Here is a 17,927-nt window from a genome sequence, read left to right as displayed (position 1 = left end):
CCGGAATGATGAACTTCCTCCTGCGCGTCGTCCTGTTCCTGATCGGCCTGGTCTTCGCGGCCAGCCTGGCCGTGGCGGTGCTGCTGCTGGCCATGGTCTGGGGTCTGCGCTACGGCTGGGCCCGCCTGACAGGCCAGCCGGTGCGGCCCTGGGTCATGCGCTTCGATCCGCGCCATGGCTTCGACCGCTTCCGCGCCGCGGCGCGGCCGGTCGAGCCGACGGCTGCCGACATGGCCGCCGCCAAGGCGCGGGGCGAGGCGGCCGACAGCCCGGTGCGCCTGCGTGATCGCAGCCCCGGCGTGACCGACGTCGAGGCCAGGCCGGCGCCGCGGGGCGAGTAGCGCGGCGCTTTTCGAAGGGTGCGCCGTCGCGGTGCGCCCGTGTCGGGTCGTTCGAGCCGTCCGCAATCAAAATGATGGATGCCCTTGTCGTACCCGCCCGTCCTCGTCGATCCCCTTGAAGTCGAGCTCAGTGCCGTGCGCGCACAGGGCGCGGGCGGGCAGAACGTCAACAAGGTGTCGACCGCAGTGCACCTGCGCTACGACATCCCGGCGAGTTCGCTGCCGGAGGATGTCAAAGAGCGCCTGCTCGCCACGGGCGACCGCCGCATCACGCAACAGGGCGTGCTGGTGCTCAAGGCACAGCGGCACCGCACCCAGGACATGAACCGCACCGACGCGCTGGCCAGGCTGCAGGAACTGGTCGACCGCGTTGCCCAGCCGCCGCGTGCGCGTAAGGCGACGCGGCCGACCTTGGGATCCAGGATGCGCCGGCGTGAGGCCAAGAGCCAGCGCGCGGAGGTCAAGAGTTCGCGCAGGCCGGTGCAGGACTGAGCTCGGCTGCGGCATCGGGCTGCGCGGCGGCCAGGTCACCCAGCGCGTGGAGCGCATCCGCATCGGTGCGGTAGATGAACAGCAAGGGCCCGGGCGCCAGCAGCCCGGCGCGTTCCAGCACCTGCTGCGCCGGCAGCTTGATCCCGCTGATGTGAAGGCGCACGCCCTTCGATTCCAGCATCCGGCGGATGGCGCCGAAGACTTCGGCGCCGGTCACGTCGATGCGGTTGATCGGCTGCGCGAACAGGCACACGTCGGTGAGACCGGGCCGCATCGCCAGCGCCACGGTGATGGCGCGCTCCAGCGTGCTGGCGGTGGCGAAGTCCAGCTCGGCATCCATGCGCATGGCGTGCAGTTGCGGCGCGAGCGGCGGCAGGTTCCAGAGATGCCGGTCGCGCAGGCTGCCGTCGGGATGCAGGCCCACTTCGATGATGCGCGGGTGCAGATGCCGGTACATGTAGTGGCTCAGGCTCATCAGCAGGCCCGCCAGCACGCCCCAATAGATCGAAGGCGAAGTGGCGATGGTGAGTACGAAGGTGACCAGTGCGGTAACGGCTTCCACCCGCGATATGCGCCACAGTGCGACGAACTGCCCCGGCCGCACCAGGCCGAGCATCGCGATGACCACGATCGCCGCCAGCACGGCCTGCGGTACGTGGTAGAGCAGGGGCATGGCCCACAGCAACGCGGCGCCGATCAGCAGCACGCAGAACACGGTGGCCCAGCCGGTCTGCGCGCCCGCGTAAAGATTGATCGCCGAGCGCGAGAAGGACGAGCTGGTCGGGAAGGCACCCGAGAAGCCCGAGGCGATCTTGGCCAAGCCCTGGCCGATCAAGTCCTGGTTCTCGTTCCACAGCTTGCCGGCTCGGGCGTTGTCCACCTTGGCGCTGGAGGCCGTTTCCAGAAAGCTCACCAGCGTGATCATCAGTGCCGGCAGCAGCAGGGCGCCGAAGGTGCCCAGCGACTGCGTGCCGGGCAAGTAGAAGGCTGGCAGACCGGAGGGCAGGGTGCCCACGACCGCGCCACCCTTCAGCGCATAGCCGATGGCCGCGCTGATGGCCGCGCAGGCGCCCACCACCACCATGGCCGCCGGGAAGCGCGGCCAACGCTCCTTGGCCACCCACAGTGCCGCGATGCTGCCGAGTCCGAAGGCGATCGCCAGGAAGTCGGGCGGCGTGCCGTGCAGCAACTGCGTGTAGGTGCGGCCGGTGAAGCCGAACAGCGCCGGCACCTGCGACAAGATGATCAGCACCGAGGCCGCCTGCGTGAAGCCCATCAGCACCGGCGAATTGACCAGCCGCAGCACCCAGCCGAAGCCCCCGAGCCCGAGCAGCAGCTGGATCGCTCCCGACATGAAGCACAGCCATACCGCCAGCGCCACCCACTCGGCGCTGCCCGGTATCGCCAGCGGCCCGAGCGACGCCGCGACCAGGAGGCTGGACAGCGCGGTCGGCCCGACCGACAACCGTGTCGACGCGCTGAACAGCACCCCGATCAGCGCGGGCAGCAGCGATGCGTAGATGCCGGTGACCAGCGGCATGCCCGCCAGCGCCGCATAGGCAACGCCCTGCGGAATCACCATCAGCGCCACCGTGATGCCTGCGAGCGCCTCGCCAGTAAGAAGGGCACGGCTTGGACGGGGCCAGCCGAGGAAGGGGAGCCAGCGCACGAGCTGGTCGCGGGTCACGGCCATGCCGTTACCGCTGTGGAGGGTTCTGGGTCACCGGCCGATGATACGAAAGCGTTGTTGGACGCCAGTCAAGCCTTGGTCGTCGCGCCTCGATGTCTCTTGCGAACGGCGTAGTGGGCGCCGCCAGGCTCCTGCAGGAGGCGAGGCAGCTCGGGCTTTGCGTCTCGCGGTCCGAACCAGTCCTCGCTCGCGAGGAAGGCTTCCGGCGAGAGGATGCGCACGTTCATGAAGGGATGCAGCACCAACAAGTCCGCGTCGCCGGTAATCAACGCGTCGGCGCCCCCATGCACAGCAACATCCAGGAACTTGTTGTCCTTGGGGTCGCGGCATGCATTAATGGAACGTGTCGGAACGACCCAGTCGACGAGATCGTCGAGCGGCAAGAGGAGTGCGAGCCGTTGTTTCAGCGGCACGTAGGCGTCGAACTTGGCGCGCTGCATCACGGACCGCATTTCCTCGTGCGTAGCCGTCGAGAAGAGCAGCCGGCCGAGGTCCGCAGCGCGCCGCACGGCACGCGCCGCAACTCCGTGCGGGCGCAGCACCCAGCTCACCAGAACGTTCGTGTCGATGACCCAGCGAAGAACGGGCGGCCGCTCAGTCATCGCTGGCGAGTATGTCGGCCAGGATTTCGTCTGTCATTCCGTTCTTTTCGGCCTCGGCGCCGATGGCGTCCGCCACGCGCATGAGTTCGTCCACGTTGAGACGGTGGAGCTTTCGGTATTGCTCGGGCGAGATCACCATCGCCACGTCCCGATCGTGCCGGCGAATGATCACGGGCTCCCGCGCCGCCGCATCGAGCATGGCTGCGAAATTTTGCTTGGCTTCGGTGGCCGAATAGGTGATCACGACGACTCCTGAAAATGTGCAATTTGTACGAATTGTACAAATCGTGCGTCGCTGCCCCCGACCGTGTTCAACCTTTCTTCTTGTGCTGAAAAGCCGTCGGCGACTGCCCCGTCGCCGCCTTGAACATCGCGCAGAACGCGCTGTCGGTCGCATAGCCGCTGGCCGATGCCACCTGGCTCACCGCCATGCCGCGCGCCAGCAGCGGCAGTGCATGGGCCAGCACGGCCTGTTGGCGCCATTGCTGCCAGCTCATGCCGAGCTGGTCGCGGAACAGGCGCGCCACGGTCCGCTCGCTGGCGCCGATGGATTCGGCGCGCTCGGCCAGGGTCGCGCGGCCGGCCGGGTTGCGCAGCAGGGTTTCGCAGAGCTGGCGCAGGCGCTTGTCGGCGGGCAGCGGCACGTCGATGCGGATCTGCGTCGCGCGCTCCAGCTCGTCGACCAGCAGCGGCGCGATCCAGCGTTCGCGCTGGGCGGCATGCGGGTCGGCCAGGGGCAAGCCGTCGGGCGTGGTGTCCAGGGCCAGCATCAGGGCGCGCAGCAGCGGGCTGATCTCCAGCACCTCGCACTTCTCCCATGGCGGCCCGAGCCAGCTGTGCAGGTACACGGTGCGCAGCTCCGCGTCCTCGATGAGCGTGATGCTGTGCGCCATGTCCGCCGGTACCCAAAGCGCCCGCGAAGGCGGCACGATGTAGCTGCCGTCTTCGGTGCTCAGCCGGATCACCCCGCGCGTCGAGAAGGTCAGCTGGGGCCACGGATGCGTATGCAGTTCGACGAAGGTATCTGCCTTCAGGAAATGCTCCTTGGCCCGCAGCGGCCGCAGTGCGTCCGGCGTATAGAGATGCGGCGTGAGCGGGCCGACGACCTTGGTGAATTCCGGCATGGGAGGCACCGAATGCCACGCGGGCTCAGGCGTAGGCGCCGAGAAAACAGGAGACGGCATGATTTCGACAAATGTTGTCTCGATATCGGCATTCTGCCGTCGCTGTCGCGTCTACGATCAGGGTCTGCCCTGGTTCTTGTAGCAATTCATGTCTTCTTCCAACGCTTCCGCCGCCCCCAATTCCTTCGGGTCGGACGCCAAGTTGATCGGCCTGGTCGGTCTGGCGCACGCCATCAGCCACTTCAGCCAACTGGTCCTGGCGCCGCTTTTCCCCTGGCTCAAAGACGCGTTCAACGTCAGCTACACCGAACTCGGCGCGGTGCTGACCGTCTTCTTCGTCGTCTCCTGCGTGGTGCAGGCGGCCTCGGGTTTCCTGGTCGACAAGCTCGGCCCGCGTCCGGTGCTGTTCGTGGGCCTCGGGCTGCTGTCGGTCGCGGCCGTCGGCTATGCGCTGGCGCAGAGCTACTGGATGCTGCTGGCGAGCGCGGTGGTGGCAGGCATCGGCAACGGCGTGTTCCATCCGGTCGACTACACGCTCTTCAACCGCAAGGTCGCCCCGACGCGACTGGGCCATGCGTACAGCGTCCATGGCATCACGGGCAGCCTGGGATGGGCGCTGGCGCCGGCCTTCGTGGTGCCGCTGGCCATCGCTTTCTCCTGGCGCGTGGCCCTGGCCTCGGCCGGTGCGCTCGCCCTGGTGGTGCTGCTGGTGCTGTGGCTCAACCGCTCGGTGTTCGCGCTGGACGTCAAGGCCGTGCACAAGGCCACGGGCGCGGACGCGGCAGGCGGGCAGTTCGCCTTCCTGAAGATTCCTGCCGTGTGGATGTGCTTCTCGTTCTTCTTCTTCTATGCAGGTGCGCTGAGCGTTGTTCAGACCTTCGCGCCCGTGGCAGCCGGCCACCTGCATGCCGTGCCGGTGGCGCTGGTCGCGATCTGCCTGACGGTCTACATGGTGGCAAGCGCCTGCGGCATGGTGGTGGGGGGCTTCCTGGCGTCCGACCCCACCAAGTGCGAACGCATCGTTGGCGCCTCGTTCGGCGCGGCGGCCGTGCTGGCGCTGATCCTCGCGTTCGCGAATTTCCCGCCGGTTTTCGTGCCCGTCATGTTCGGGGCGATGGGCGTGGCAACCGGCCTTGCCGGGCCGTCGCGCGACCTGCTGGTCAAGCGCTCGACCCCGGCCAATGCATCGGGGCGCGTGTACGGCGTGGTCTATGCCGGGCTCGACATCGGCCAAGCCGTGGCGCCGCTGATCTTCGGCCGGCTCATGGATCACCAGCAGTACGTGAGCGTGATCGTCGGCCTGGCCTTGCTGCAGGCCGTGCTGATCGCCAGCGCATTCAACGTGCGCCGCGTGCGGCGCGAAGCCCTGGTGCCGGCGTCGGCTTGAGCCCGGCGCCTTGGATTCGTCGCTCTACCTGGTCGTCGCGCTCGGCGCGATCGTGGCCGGCTTCGTGCAGGGCCTCTCGGGCTTCGCCTTCGGCCTGGTCGCTATGTCCTTCTGGGCCTGGACGGTCGAGCCCAAGCTGGCTGCGGTGCTGGCCCTCTTCGGCGCGCTGACCGGACAGGTCATCGCCGCCGTGACGGTGCGCCGCGGCTTCGATCGCGCACTGTTGCTGCCATTCGTGCTTGGCGGCCTGGTCGGCGTGCCGATCGGCGTGTGGCTGCTGCCGAGCCTGGACGTGGCGCTTTTCAAAGCCTGCCTCGGCACCCTTCTCGTGATCTGGTGCCCGGCCATGCTGATGGCACGCCGGCTCCCACACGTGAAGGCGGGTGGACGCACCGCCGATGGCATCGCCGGCATGATCGGCGGCATCTGTGGCGGGTTGGGCGGTTTCACCGGTGCCATTCCCACGCTGTGGTGCACGCTGCGCGGCATGGAGAAGGACGTGCAGCGCTCGGTGGTACAGAACTTCAACCTGTCCATGCAGGTCGTGGCCTTTGCCTTGTACCTGAGCGCGGGGCTGGTGGAGCTTCGGATGCTTCCCTACCTGGGCATCGTCGCGGTCGCGGTGCTGGTGCCCGTGCTGCTCGGCGCGAGGCTCTACATCGGCATCAGCGAGGCGCGCTTCCGGCAGATCGTGCTGGGGCTGCTGACGCTGTCGGGCGTGGCCTTGCTGTCGTCCTCGCTGCCGGTGCTGCTGGCGCGCTGAAGCCGGGCGGCGCTCAGTCTTCGCGCTCCCAGCCTGCGTCGAAAGCAAAGCGCTCGGCCCAGAACTTCGACAGCCGCGGTTCCGCGTCGACACGACGAACCACCTCGGCCATCCGCGGCGCCTCGCGATAGAAGCGCATGCGGCCGGGCGTCCAGCGCGAGACCACCGTCACGTAGAGGTCGAGGATGCCAAGGCGGTCGCCCAGCAGGTAAGGCGTGCCGCCGGGAATCTGCGCATCCATGATCCGCCAGCATTCCGCGATGCGATCGGCCGTGCGTTCGATGATCACCGCCTCGGCTTCGGCGCCTTCGGCCAAACGCGAGGGCAGGTCGCGCACCCAGAGCATCGAGTAGATCGAAGCGGGGATGAAGCTCATCCACCGAAGGTACTGCGCTCGGCGCGGGTCGTCCGGGCCGGGCGCCAAGCCTGACTCCGGATACCGGTCGCCCAGCCATGTCAGGATGGCGGCGCTCTCCGTCATCACTTCGCCGGACGGCATCACGAGCACCGGCACTTGCCGCATCGGATTCACCGGCAGCAGCTTGTCGCGTTCGGCCTCGCTTTCCCAGGGCGACACGTCGATGACCTCTACCGGCTCGCCGATCAAGGCCAGCGCCGCGTGGACGGGCGTGGCGCCCGAGCCTGGCGCGCCGTAGAGGCGGTAGGCAGCAGTGTTCATGCGCGCAGCCTATCGCGCCGGCCGCGCGCCGCTTGTCGGATCAGGCCGCCAGCAAAGCGTCGACCTGCTTCAGCGCCGCCAGCGTCTTCACGCAGGCCTCGGCCACCTCGGTGCCCTTGACCGCGAAATGGCGATGGAAGTACTTGCGGTGCTCCACGTGTTCGTGAAAGTGATGCGGCGTGAGCACGGCCGAGAACACGGGCACGTCGGTCTCGAGCTGCACCTTCATCAGCGAATCGACGACCGTGCTGGCGACGAACTCGTGGCGGTAGATGCCGCCGTCCACCACCAGCGCGCAGCCGACGATGCCGGCATAACGGCCCGAGCGCGCGAGGCGCTTGGCATGCAGCGGGATCTCGAACGCACCCGGCACGTCGAAGACGTCGATGCGGTCCAGCGGCACGCCCTGGCGCTGCATCTCTTCGAGAAAGGCGTCGCGGGCCTGGTGGACGATGTCGGAATGCCATTGCGCCTGCACGAAGGCGATGCGCTGGCCGCGCGATCCATCGGACGCGGTCACGGCGGAGAGGGGAAGGTCGTTGATCTGACTCATGGTTTGCCTCTTTGCAAGGGTTGCCTGAATCAGGGCGCACGAGCCCGAAGCCTGCGCATGCGTGAACGCACCCGCCTGGCGACGAGACCGCGCTCTCTTTCATCCGGACTGTGACCGTCGGCCCCGGGATCTCACCAGGTCTGCTGACCCCGCGGCGCATGGCGCGCCACGGGCGCTCGCGGGCTCGTGCGAACAAGTCGCCATCACCGCCGGTGGGGAATTGCACCCCGCCCTGAGAACGCTTTGCCGCCACGCTTTCGTGCGGCGGCCCGGCGATTCTAGGCGGCGAGTGTGGCGCGCGCTGTCCCGTCCGCGCCAGCCCTCGGGCCGGCGGGGATTTGCTGGTCGCGACGCGAACTCGGCATGGCCGGCGCGCGCCGAGGCCTGAGGTCAATTGCCATGGGATTGACGCGATGCGCAATAGTGCGCGCGGTCGCCGGTTTCTAGGATCGGTCCATCGATGGAAGAGGCCACGGCACACATCGATTCCATGAAGACCCACACGAGACAAACATGCAATTCCAAACTCGACGCGTCCCCTTTCCTGCTGCCGCCTTGATCGTCGGCGGCGTTTGCCTGGCGGCGCTCCACGGCTGCGGCGGGGGAGGCGGTTCGCATTCGCTGCCCCTGGGCTTCGGCGGCTCTTCGGCGGCATCGACCGAACTCAAGTTGACGACGGTCTCGACGCTTCCCGCGATGGTGAGCGGTGGCGACGTGGTCGTGACCGCGACGACTGCAGGCGGCGTGTTGGCGGAGGGCATCACCTATCGACTCAACGGTGTGGACGTCACCGACCCGATGGTGTTCGACGCGTCGACCAAGACAACGAGCGGGCTGTTGACCGGGCTGGCATCGGGCCCGAACGTGCTGACGGCGTTCGTCGCCGGCCTGGAAGTCGGCCGGTTGGAGATGAAGAACTTCCCTGCGTCCGGCCCCATCTTCTCCGGGCCGCGGCAGAGTCCCTGGATCTGCGAGACACAGGCTTCCGGCTTGGGGGCGCCGCCCGCTTCGGGCCCCTGCGTCGCTGCGGTCCGATACGACTGGTTCTACCGCACGAGCGCCGGCACCTTCGAGCCGCTTACGAGCCTCGCTGCACCGTACCCCGCCGACCTGGCGACCACGGTCACGACCGAAGGCAAGACCGTCAACTACATCGTGCGGGTCGAGTCCGGCACCATCGACGAGTCGATCTACCGCATCGCCGTCATCGACGATCCGGCGAATCCGATTCGCGATCCTTGGCGCAAGGGCGGCAAGAAGCCGGGCGACGGCTGGAACGGCAAGCTCACCTACCCGTTCGGCGGCGGCGCGAGCCCCGGATTCAGATCGGGCAGCAACCTCGTCTCGTCCGCGTTGCAGGACCTGCCCCTGAGCCTGGGCTTCGCGGTGGCGTTCGGAACCCGGAACACCTACGGGACCGCGTTCGACGACGTCACGTCCGCCGAGACGCTCATGATGGTCAAGGAGCGCTTCATCGAGCAGTACGGCTTGCCGAAGTTCACGATCGGATCGGGCGGCTCGGGCGGCTCCGTCCAGCAGCATCACATCGCGCAGAACTACCCGGGCCTGCTGGATGCACTGACGCCCAGCTATTCGTTCCCGGACATCGGCTCGATCGTCCCGACCGTCACCGACTGCGGTCCGTTGAACAACTACTTCAACCGCCTCGCTGCCGACCCGGCCGCCTGGACCGGCATTCGCCGGTCGGCCGTCGATGGCGCAGCGGTGGCCGATGCAGGCCCTGCGATCGGGCAGACGGTGTGCCAGAACAACTACCTGGGCTTCGTGCCGGCCATCTACTCGCCGAACCCGATCACCTTCTCGCCGGTGGTGCCGGCGTCGCTGCGCTACGACCCGGTCACCAACGTCACCGGTGCGCGGGGCGGTTTGTGGGACGGCAACGTCAACAGTCTGGGCAAGGACCCGAAGACCGGCTTCGCGCGATCGTTCTACGACAACGCGGGCGTGCAGTACGGCCTGCAGGCGGTCAACGCCGGAAAGATCACGCCCGAAGAGTTCGTCGATCTCAACGAGAAGGTCGGTGGCGTCGACATCGACGGCAACCTGACGACCGGGCGCGTGCGGGGCGACCCGATCGGTGTCGCGAGGGCCTACGCCACCGGCCGGCTGGTCACGAACTTCGACAACATGGGCATCCCCATCATCGACTTCCGCATCTACAGCGACAACCTGGGCGACATCCACACACGCGACCGGACCCTGAGCTTTCTGCAGCGCCTGCAGAACGCGCGGGGGACCACGGCCAACCAGGTCAACTGGACCGCGCGCGGTGCCGGCTCGCCCGACCTCGACAAGCTCGCGCTGTTGGGCTTGAACGACTGGCTCGAGGCCATTCGCGGCGATGCGTCGCAGGCGCCGCTGGCCACGAAGGTGATCCGCCACAAGCCGGCATCGCTCAAGGATGCGTGCTGGGTCGACGGCGCGAAGATCGAAGAGCCGATCTCGTGGGATCCGGCGACGGCTTGCAACCAGGCCATGCCGGTCCACCAGAACCCGCGCACGGCAGCCGGCGCGCCCCGGACCGACGATGTGCTGATGTGCAAGCTCGCGCCGATCGACTTCGCGTCCTATGCGGTGGTGTTCACCGCGGCGCAGAAGAGCCGCCTGCAGGCCGCGTTCCCGCAAGGGGTCTGCGACTGGTCTGTGCGCGGCGAGGTTCAGCCTGCCTTGGCCGGCACGTGGATCGACTACGGGTCCGGCCGCTTCGGACCCGCGAACATCTACCAATAGCGCTCGGCACCGGGTGCTCGGCAGTCAGCGCGCCCGGCGCGCGCTGTCGTCCAGGAAGGCCGTCATGCGCTGCAGTTCCTCGTCGAGCGCAGCGTTGAAGGCGGCCCCGCGCGGCTTGCGTTCGGCGTAGCCCAGCAAGGGCTGCAGCCGGCCATCCCGCGCCGTGACGTTGGCCCAGCCGATCACGCGCTCGTGCCACAGCAACGGCAGCGCGTAGTAGCCGAGCCTGCGCTTGGGTGCGGGGACGTAGGCCTCGAAGGTGTAGCGCCAGCCCCAGAGCAGCTCGAAGCGGCGGCGGTCCCACACGACCGGGTCGAAGGGTGCGAGCAGGCGCACCGATTCGTCGGGTGCGTGGCGGCGCGACGATGGGTTCTCGTCGGCAGGCCAGTACCAGGTGATGCCGTCGATGCGGCAGCTGGCGAAGCGATCGGCCGCCATGCGCAGTGCCGCCTGCGTGTGCTGCGCCAGGTGCGGGGCGCCGTAGCCGAGCAGGCGCACCAGGTAGGTCAGGCTCGAGGCCGGCAGGGGCGCGTACTTCTGCACGATCAGGTCGAGCAGGGCGGCGGCGCGTGCGGCGCGGCCGGCCGGCGTTTCGTCGGACGGCGAATGGGCCGCGACTTCATAGATGCGCGTGCCGCTGTCGCGCCGCACCACGCGCAGCATGCCGCGGTAGTGCATGCCGTCGAGCAGGTGCGTGCTCGCGTTGCCGGAGCCGCCCCAATAGTTCTTCATGCGGCCATGTGTGAAATGCGCTTCGACCTCGCGCGGATGCACCTGGCCGCGCTCGCGCACGAAGGCCAGCACCTCGGCGGCCTTGCGGTGCGTCTCGGCATCCCATTGTTCCTTGGCCTCGCGCGGGTGCATCAGCGCCAGGTGCTCGCGCGGCAGGAAGCCGTAGTTGACCAGGCAGTCCTCTTCGATCGGCAACGCGATGTAGCGGCGCTCGAGGTCGCCCGCGCGGTAATCCTTGACGCGATGGCGCAGCGTCAGGTCTTGCGCACGGGCCGGCGCACGGATGGGGTCGGCTTGCACGAAGCCCAGGCGCCGGATCGCGCCCGGCAGGGTGGTGGGCTTGAAAAGGGTTCGCGCCACCGCGTAGCGGCGCAGGTCATCGAGCGTAGGGCCGGGCATGCGATGGATTGCAGCACAGGCCGGTGCCGGCTGCAGCTCGCCCGCCGCTCAGACCGCGCTGCGATGCCGCTCGATGCAGGTGGCGAGGGTTTCTTCGCCGGAGCGCTTCCACCAGTCGAGCGCGGAGAAGATCTCGACCTCGCTGTAGCCGGCGAAGCCTGCGTCCTCGACCCAGCCGCGCACCTTGCGCAACTCGACCACGCCGTCGCCCATCATGCCGCGGTCGTTCAGCAGGTCGCGCGTGGGCGTGAGCCAGTCGCACACGTGGTACGCCAGCAGGCGTTCGCGGCCGGCCCGCGCGATCTGCTGCTGCAGTTTCGGGTCCCACCACACGTGGTAGATGTCGAGTGCCACGCCGAGCATCCCGGTCTTTTGCGGATCGAGTTCGTCGCACAGGTCCAGCGCGTGCTCCAGCGTGTTGATGCAGGCGCGGTCGGCCGCCTGCATGGGGTGCAGCGGCTCGATGGCCAGCGGCATGCCGACCTCGCGTGCGTATTCGAGCGAAGCGGCAATGCCGTCGTGCACCTCGCCACGTGCGCGGCCGAGGTCTCGGTAATGCGCCTTGCCATCGAGTGCACCGGGCAGGCCACCGACCACCAGCACGACGCAAGGCGCGCCGAGGGTCTTGGCCTCGTCGATGGCGCGGCGGTTGTCGTCCAGCGCGACCTTCAGCCCGGCCGCGTCGGGCGCGGGGAAGAAGCCGCCGCGGCAGTAGCCCGACAGGCCGATGCCGTGCGCACGCAGTTGCCTGTCGATGCGCTCCAGACCCACCGCCGCCACCTGGTCGCGCCAGGGGCTGATGGCGCGGACGCCGTGGGCCGCGCACTGGTCGATCAATCGATCGAGGGGCACCTCGGCGCCATGCTGCTTGCGGATGGTGGCCGTGTTGATGGAAAGCCAGTCGTGGTTCTGAGAAAAGTCGCGCATGGGAAAAGTGAAGAGCGGAGAGAAGAAAAATGCGGTCAGCCGGCCATCGGCGTCATCGCGTCGAAATCGGGCATCGCGGCGCTGGCGAAGCCGGCGCAGTCCAGCGAGCCGAGGGAGATTCGCCCGTCGCGGATGCGCAGGCGAACCGCGCCGTGCGAGCGTTCGTACAAGTCGCCGTGCGCGTCGAGAAACGCCTGCTGTTCCGCAGCCGGCAGGGCCGCCATGCCATCGACGTAGTGATGGCCGTTGCGCTCGACGTGGGTGATGCCCAGCAGGTCGACCAGCGCCAGGTCTTGTTGCACCGCCAGGCCGGCCTGGGTCGTCAGGTCTTCGGCCGACATGAAGTAGCGCAGGTCCGTTCGCTGCGCGTTCCACGCCGCACAGCGCGCCGCATTGAGCAGCGACTTGTAGAAGCCCTTGCAGGTCTTGGAGGACACGCCGGCGTAGCCGCGCGCGCGGGCCTGGACGAAGCTGTCGAGCTCGCCGTCGGACTCGTCGACGATCACCGGCTTGCCGATGGCCGCGCCACGCAGGTCGATGCTCAGCGCCGACTTGCGTGCGATGGGCTGCTCGACGAAGAGGATGGACTGCTGCAGGCGCGCCAGCGACGGTGTCTCGCGGATGCGTGCCATCAGCTCGGCGATGCCGTGCGCATCGGTGTACTGCTCGTTGCCATCGAGCGAGGCGAAGTAGGGCGCAGCTGCCTGGTCGAGCACGGCGGCGATGGCCGAGAGCCGCGCCACGTCTTCGTCGATCTTGCCACCGACCTTCAGCTTGAAATAGCGGTGGCCGTAGCGCTGCACGACCTGCTCCAGCGTCTCGGGCAATCCGTCGGCCACTGGCGTTTTCAGGTCGGCGGCGGTGATCGCATCGACCATGCCGACGGTGTGCCGTGCCTCGATCGTCGGCGCCGGCGTGAGCCCCGCGAGGAATGCGTCGAAGTCGAGGCCTGCGAATTCCGGACGTGCCGGGCCGACACCGGCCGCGTTGCCGTGCATCGCCTCGTAGAAGGAAATGTCCAGCGCCCTGCACAGTGCATCGAGCACGGCACGGTCGACCAGCGCCGGGCCGTAGGCCGCCAGCAGCGGGTTGAAGCCCAGTGCGCCGCAAGTTCGCAGATGCGCATCGTGATGCCGCGCGAAGTGCCCGAACGCGGTCGCGGTCGAGCCGTCGCCGAGGTAGGCCTCGCGTGCCAGCGAGGTCACGCGCCGCAATTGGTTGAAGTTGTCTTCGTTGCTGAGGGCCAGGTTCTTGTCGAACCACTTGGGCGCCATCAGCTCGGCCGCCGCGCCCCAGGCGGTTCGGCCGTCGGCGAACTCGATGCGCGCGCGCACGAAAGCCTGCGGGCACTCGGTCAGCGTGACCACGCCGAAGCGGAAGGGCAGGCGCAATGCCACCGGGCGTTCGAACAGGGCGATCTCGCGGATCGCGAAGCGGGGTGCCTCAGCCATGGGCGGCGGCCTCTTCGAGCCCGCGCAGATGGCCGATGGCGCGGGCCGCCGAGCCCATGCCGTCCGGCACGTAGTCGAAGGGCTCCACCGCCGCGATGCCTGTGTAGTGGCCGGCGGCCTGCATCTCGCGCAGCGCCGCCAGAATGGGCGCGAAGCGCATCTCGCCCTGCCCGGGCCCGCGGCGGTTCGGGTCGTTCAGCTGCACGTGGGCGATGTGGCCGCCGGGCATCCAGCGGCGCATCAGGGCCGGCACGTCTTCATGCTCGACCTGGCCGGCGGCGCTGCAGTCGATCATGGTCTTGAACGCCGGGGAATCGATGGCCTGCACCAGCTCGACGGCCTCGGCGACGGTGTTGATCAAATCGGTTTCGACCCGCGACAAGGGCTCGATGCAGTAGACCACGCCGCATTGCTGCGCTGCCTGCGCCGCGGCTGCCAGGCATTCCTTGGCGCGCGCCAGGGCGGCGTCGCGCGTGTCGCCCGGTGGCACGCTGCGCTGCCGCGGCGAGCCGTGCACGAGGTAGCGCCCGCCCATCAACGCGCACAGTTCGACGAGCCGCTGCATCACGGCGGTGCTGCGCTGCCGCAGGCTCGCGTCGACGCTGACGATCGACAGGCCGGCCGGTGCGACCAGCAACCAATGCAGGCCGCTGATCTCCAGCCCGTGGTCTCGGGCGATGCGGCCGAAATCGCGCGCCTGCGCGTCGCCGATGTCCATGGGGTCGGCGGCCAGCGTGAACGGCGCGACCTCCAGCCCGTCGTAGCCGAGCGCGCCGCGGCGCGGCATTGCTCGGGAAATGGCAGGTCCTTCAGGACCTCGTTGCAGAGCGCGATCTTCATGTCCCAGCCCGTTCCTCAGGCGCTGCGGCGCAGCACCATGCGCTTGGCCCCGCCCCAGGCCCGGCGCAAGCGCTGGTTGACGGCGGGGATGTACATCAGCATCGTGAGCAGCGTGACGGCCGCGAGCGCCGCGCAGATAGGCCGGGTGAAGAAGGGCGCGAGGCTGCCGTCCGACAGCACCAGCCCGCGGCGCAGGCTCTTGTCGAGCAGCTCGCCCAGCACCAGGCCCAGCACCAACGGCGCCATCTCGTAGCCGCGGCGGCGCAGGAAGAAGGCCGCGATGCCGATCGTCAGCATCACGTACACGTCGAACAGCCGCGAGGCGATGGCGAACGATCCCACCGTGCACAGCACGAAGATCACCGGCATCAGCACCGTGCGGCGCACGCGCAGCACGTAGAGCAGCGGCCGCACCAGGAACAGGCCGAAGATCAGGATGCTGATGGTGGCCAGCGTGGTCATCGCCACCACGTCGTAGACGAACTGCGGCGTCTTGATCATCAGCATGGGCCCGGGCTGGATGCCGTGGATGATCATCGCGGCCATCAGCACCGCGGCCGGCGCCGAGCCCGGGATGCCCAGCGCCAGCGCCGGGATGATGCCGCCCGGAATGGCCGACATGTCGCCGGTCTCGGCCGCCATCAGTCCGTCGATGGAGCCCTTGCCGAACTGCTCGCGCTCGGGGCTCACCGACTTGGCCGCCGCATAGGACATCCAGGCGCCCGAGTCTTCGCCGATGCCCGGCAGGATGCCCGTGACCACGCCGATCACACCCGAACGGATGACGGTGCGCCAGTACTGGAACACCTCGCGAAAGCGCGGCAGCACGGAGTCTTTCAGCGCGACGATCTTGCGTTCGATCGGGTCGGCCAGCGAGGTCAGCACCTCTGCGAAGCCGAAGGCGCCGATCAGTGCGGGAATGAGCGCGATGCCGCCCGACAACTCGTCCCAGCCGAAGGTGAAGCGGTCGTATGCGTACAGGCCTTCCTGGCCCACCTGCGCCAACAGCAGGCCCAGGCAGCCCATCAGCCAGCCCTTGATCGGGTCTTCGCCCACGATGCTGCCGGACATCGCGACACCGAACAGCGCCAGCCAGAAGAACTCGAAGGCGCCGAAGGACAGGGCGATTTCCGCCAGCGCCGGCGTGAACATCGCGAGGCACAGCACGCCGAAGAGCGTGCCCGTGAAGGCGCCCGAGGTCGCGATGCCGATGGCGCGGCCGGCCTCGCCCTTGCGCGCCAGTGCATAACCGTCGGCGCACGACGCGGCGTTGGCCGCGGTGCCCGGGATGTTGAGCAGGATCGCGCTGCGGCTGCCGCCGTAGAGCGTGCCGACGTAGGCGCAGATCAGGATCAGGATGGCGTCGTTGGGCGCCATCTTGATGGTGAGCGTAGTCAGCAGCGCGATGCACAGCGTGGCCGACAGGCCCGGCATGCAGCCCACCAGGATGCCCAGCAGCGCACCGCCCAGGCCGTACACGATGGACCAGAAGTTCAGGAAGCTCAGGTACGAGTGCCCCAGCATCTGAAGACCTTCGAGCATGAAGTTCCTCCCTCAGGGCAGGCGGACCAGGAAGAACTCCTGGAACACCAGCGTGATGACGATGCCGGCGCCCAGGCCGACGGCCAGTGCGAAGGCCAGGCCGCGCAGACGCTGGTTCTTCGCGCCGCGCTCGGCGAACTGCAGCAGGCTGATGGTGACGGTGACGAACAGCGCCGCGGCCACCCAGAAGTGCAGGCCGTGGCCGACGAGGCCCAGGGCAAAGCCGACGCACAGCGCCAGCACGGTCCACATGCGCTTCGTCTCGGCGCGATCGGCTGCCGTGCGCGCATGCGGCACGTGCGGGTGTGCGGCGAGTCGCCGCCAGGAGCGCCACAGCATCAGCAGGCCGAAGAAGACGATCGCCCCGCCCAGGAAGCCTGGCAGCAGGCCAGGCACCGTGTAGGGATTGATGTCCTGCTTCTCCAGCCGGTCCATCCGCAGGGCGCCGATGGTGGTGGCGATGCCGAACACGATCCAGCCCAGCGCCTGCCAGAGGTCGGCGCGCGGCGAGGTCTTGCGCTCCTGTGCGGCCGCCGCGGCCGCGGCGGCTTCGAGCTCGGCGTGGGCTTCCGCCTGCGTCGACGCGTGTTCGGCGGTGCTCACGGCCGCGCGATGCCCAGCGTGTCGGGCGAGACCTTGGCCTTGCCGCTGTCGAACAGCAGCCAGGTGTTGGCCTGGATGGCGGGCGTGACGGCGGCCTGGGCCTCGGCGCCGTGCAGCGGCGCGAAGAGGGCGCCGCGGCTGGTGGCGTACTTCTTCAGCACGTCGCTCTTGGCGATGTTGTCGACCCAGATCTTCTCGACCGTCTTCACCACCTCGTCGGGCACGCCCTTGGGAATGAAGATGCCGAAGTAGTTGGCCGGCGCCTTGAATCCGTCGAGCGTCTTCGACAGCGGCTCGATGGTGCCGTAGCCCTCCAGCTCGAGCGCCTTGTCGCTCACGGTGGCCAGCGGCCGGATGCGCTTGCCGCGGATCATGTCGGCCTGCTCGACGGCGAGCTGCGTGGTCACCTCGGTCTCGTTGGCCACGGTGGCCACCACGGCCGGGTTGCCTCCGTCGTAGGTGACGTGGCGGTACTTCACGCCGGTGCTCTTCGCGATCAGCTCCATTGCGTTGTGGCCGGCCGAGGTCACCCCTGCGGTGGCGACGCTGATCTGCCCGGGCTTGGCCTTCATGGCGTCGAGCAGTTCCTTCGCGTTCTTGTAGGGCGCCCCGGCGTTGACGCCGATCACCTGCACATTGGCGACGTTGAGGAAGATGTGCCAGTCGGCGATCTTGGTCTTCAGCATGCCCAGCGTCTCGTAGGAGCCCAGATCCTGGGCCGCGCCGGCCGTCCAGGTGTAGCCGTCCTTCGCCGCGTCGAGCGCGCTCTTGCTGCCGATGGAGCCCGAGGCGCCGGGCTGGTTGACGATCACCACCTTCTGCCCGAGCGTCTTCTCGATCTCGGCCGCCGTCACCCGCGTCACCTGGTCGGTGGAGCCGCCGGCGGCCCAGGGCACGATGATCGTGACCGGCCGCGAAGGCTTCCATTCCTGTGCCAGCGCGGGCGAGCCCAGCGTGGCCCATGCGGCTGCAAGGGCGATGCTTCGAATCAGGTGGCGCTTCTGCATGGTGTCTCCTGTGGATGAGTTGGACTGGGAAACGGATGCCGGGA

The 17,927-nt window shown here is 68.4% G+C and carries 18 protein-coding genes and 1 riboswitch; of the genes, 5 read left to right on the top strand and 13 right to left on the bottom strand.

All coding sequences use genetic code 11. The annotated features are described in order from the left end of the window. Positions 1-8: 8 nt before the first annotated feature. Positions 9-341 carry a hypothetical protein gene (locus B0W80_RS08725; RefSeq protein WP_373038439.1) on the top strand — a complete coding sequence of 111 codons (333 nt, stop codon included), beginning with the start codon at positions 9-11 and terminating at the stop codon, positions 339-341. A gap of 84 nt (positions 342-425) precedes the next feature. Continuing rightward, positions 426-833 carry an alternative ribosome rescue aminoacyl-tRNA hydrolase ArfB gene (gene arfB / locus B0W80_RS08720; protein ID WP_256856520.1) on the top strand — a complete coding sequence of 136 codons (408 nt, stop codon included), beginning with the start codon at positions 426-428 and terminating at the stop codon, positions 831-833. Here arfB and B0W80_RS08715 read toward each other — a convergent pair. The 4 genes from B0W80_RS08715 to B0W80_RS08700 form a co-directional block, all read right to left on the bottom strand. Continuing rightward, complete coding sequence (locus tag B0W80_RS08715) at positions 802-2,526, bottom strand: SulP family inorganic anion transporter (RefSeq protein ID WP_076998731.1); 1,725 nt, start codon at positions 2,524-2,526, stop codon at positions 802-804. The two genes, arfB and B0W80_RS08715, sit on opposite strands and share 32 nt — an antisense overlap. Positions 2,527-2,591: 65 nt before the next feature. Next, positions 2,592-3,125, bottom strand: a complete 534-nt coding sequence (locus B0W80_RS08710) for a putative toxin-antitoxin system toxin component, PIN family (RefSeq protein WP_076998730.1) — start codon at positions 3,123-3,125, stop codon at positions 2,592-2,594. Next, positions 3,118-3,369 carry a type II toxin-antitoxin system Phd/YefM family antitoxin gene (locus B0W80_RS08705; RefSeq protein WP_076998729.1) on the bottom strand — a complete coding sequence of 84 codons (252 nt, stop codon included), beginning with the start codon at positions 3,367-3,369 and terminating at the stop codon, positions 3,118-3,120. Before B0W80_RS08705 ends, B0W80_RS08710 begins: the two co-directional genes overlap by 8 nt. Before the next feature lie 67 nt (positions 3,370-3,436). After that, a complete protein-coding gene (locus tag B0W80_RS08700; RefSeq protein WP_256856519.1) occupies positions 3,437-4,249 on the bottom strand; it encodes a helix-turn-helix domain-containing protein in 813 nt (270 codons plus the stop codon). Between the two features lie 148 nt (positions 4,250-4,397). On the opposite strand from B0W80_RS08700, the gene B0W80_RS08695 reads away from it, so the two are divergent. Next, positions 4,398-5,636, top strand: coding sequence for an MFS transporter (locus B0W80_RS08695; protein ID WP_076998727.1), 1,239 nt, complete (start codon positions 4,398-4,400; stop codon positions 5,634-5,636). A 10-nt stretch (positions 5,637-5,646) separates the two neighbouring features. Further along, positions 5,647-6,399, top strand: a complete 753-nt coding sequence (locus B0W80_RS08690) for a sulfite exporter TauE/SafE family protein (RefSeq protein ID WP_076998726.1) — start codon at positions 5,647-5,649, stop codon at positions 6,397-6,399. A 13-nt stretch (positions 6,400-6,412) separates the two neighbouring features. Here B0W80_RS08690 and B0W80_RS08685 read toward each other — a convergent pair whose 3' ends face one another. Further along, positions 6,413-7,078 carry a glutathione S-transferase family protein gene (locus B0W80_RS08685; protein ID WP_076998725.1) on the bottom strand — a complete coding sequence of 222 codons (666 nt, stop codon included), beginning with the start codon at positions 7,076-7,078 and terminating at the stop codon, positions 6,413-6,415. 40 nt (positions 7,079-7,118) lie between these two features. Further along, complete coding sequence (locus B0W80_RS08680; protein WP_076998724.1) at positions 7,119-7,631, bottom strand: 6,7-dimethyl-8-ribityllumazine synthase; 513 nt, start codon at positions 7,629-7,631, stop codon at positions 7,119-7,121. Between the two features lie 87 nt (positions 7,632-7,718). After that, positions 7,719-7,875, bottom strand: a riboswitch (FMN riboswitch). 269 nt (positions 7,876-8,144) lie between these two features. On the opposite strand from B0W80_RS08680, the gene B0W80_RS08675 reads away from it, so the two are divergent. Beyond that, on the top strand, positions 8,145-10,382 hold the full coding sequence (locus tag B0W80_RS08675) for a DUF6351 family protein (RefSeq protein WP_083745263.1): 2,238 nt from the start codon (positions 8,145-8,147) through the stop codon (positions 10,380-10,382). 24 nt (positions 10,383-10,406) lie between these two features. On the opposite strand, the gene B0W80_RS08670 is transcribed toward B0W80_RS08675, so the two are convergent. The 7 genes from B0W80_RS08670 to B0W80_RS08640 all read right to left on the bottom strand — a co-directional run bounded on the left by B0W80_RS08670 (position 10,407) and on the right by B0W80_RS08640 (position 17,883). Continuing rightward, entirely contained in the window at positions 10,407-11,513 is a 1,107-nt protein-coding gene (locus tag B0W80_RS08670; RefSeq protein WP_076998723.1) for a DNA glycosylase AlkZ-like family protein, read from the bottom strand. A gap of 48 nt (positions 11,514-11,561) precedes the next feature. After that, complete coding sequence (locus B0W80_RS08665) at positions 11,562-12,440, bottom strand: sugar phosphate isomerase/epimerase (RefSeq protein WP_076998722.1); 879 nt, start codon at positions 12,438-12,440, stop codon at positions 11,562-11,564. Positions 12,441-12,475: 35 nt separating this feature from the next. After that, complete coding sequence (locus B0W80_RS08660) at positions 12,476-13,891, bottom strand: enolase C-terminal domain-like protein (protein WP_076998721.1); 1,416 nt, start codon at positions 13,889-13,891, stop codon at positions 12,476-12,478. Then, a complete protein-coding gene (locus B0W80_RS08655) occupies positions 13,884-14,678 on the bottom strand; it encodes a sugar phosphate isomerase/epimerase (protein ID WP_218668879.1) in 795 nt (264 codons plus the stop codon). The genes B0W80_RS08660 and B0W80_RS08655 overlap by 8 nt, the downstream gene beginning before the upstream one ends. Positions 14,679-14,746: 68 nt before the next feature. After that, a complete protein-coding gene (locus tag B0W80_RS08650) occupies positions 14,747-16,273 on the bottom strand; it encodes a tripartite tricarboxylate transporter permease (protein WP_076998720.1) in 1,527 nt (508 codons plus the stop codon). A gap of 12 nt (positions 16,274-16,285) precedes the next feature. After that, positions 16,286-16,876, bottom strand: a complete 591-nt coding sequence (locus B0W80_RS08645) for a tripartite tricarboxylate transporter TctB family protein (protein ID WP_076998719.1) — start codon at positions 16,874-16,876, stop codon at positions 16,286-16,288. Then, a complete protein-coding gene (locus tag B0W80_RS08640) occupies positions 16,873-17,883 on the bottom strand; it encodes a tripartite tricarboxylate transporter substrate binding protein (RefSeq protein WP_076998718.1) in 1,011 nt (336 codons plus the stop codon). Before B0W80_RS08640 ends, B0W80_RS08645 begins: the two co-directional genes overlap by 4 nt. Between the last annotated feature and the right edge of the window lie 44 nt (positions 17,884-17,927).

This window comes from Variovorax sp. KK3 (assembly GCF_001984055.1).
GTDB lineage: Bacteria > Pseudomonadota > Gammaproteobacteria > Burkholderiales > Burkholderiaceae_C > Variovorax.
The sequence above is the reverse complement of the archived record's forward strand: the minus strand, read 5'-3'. Positions and strand labels throughout refer to the sequence as shown.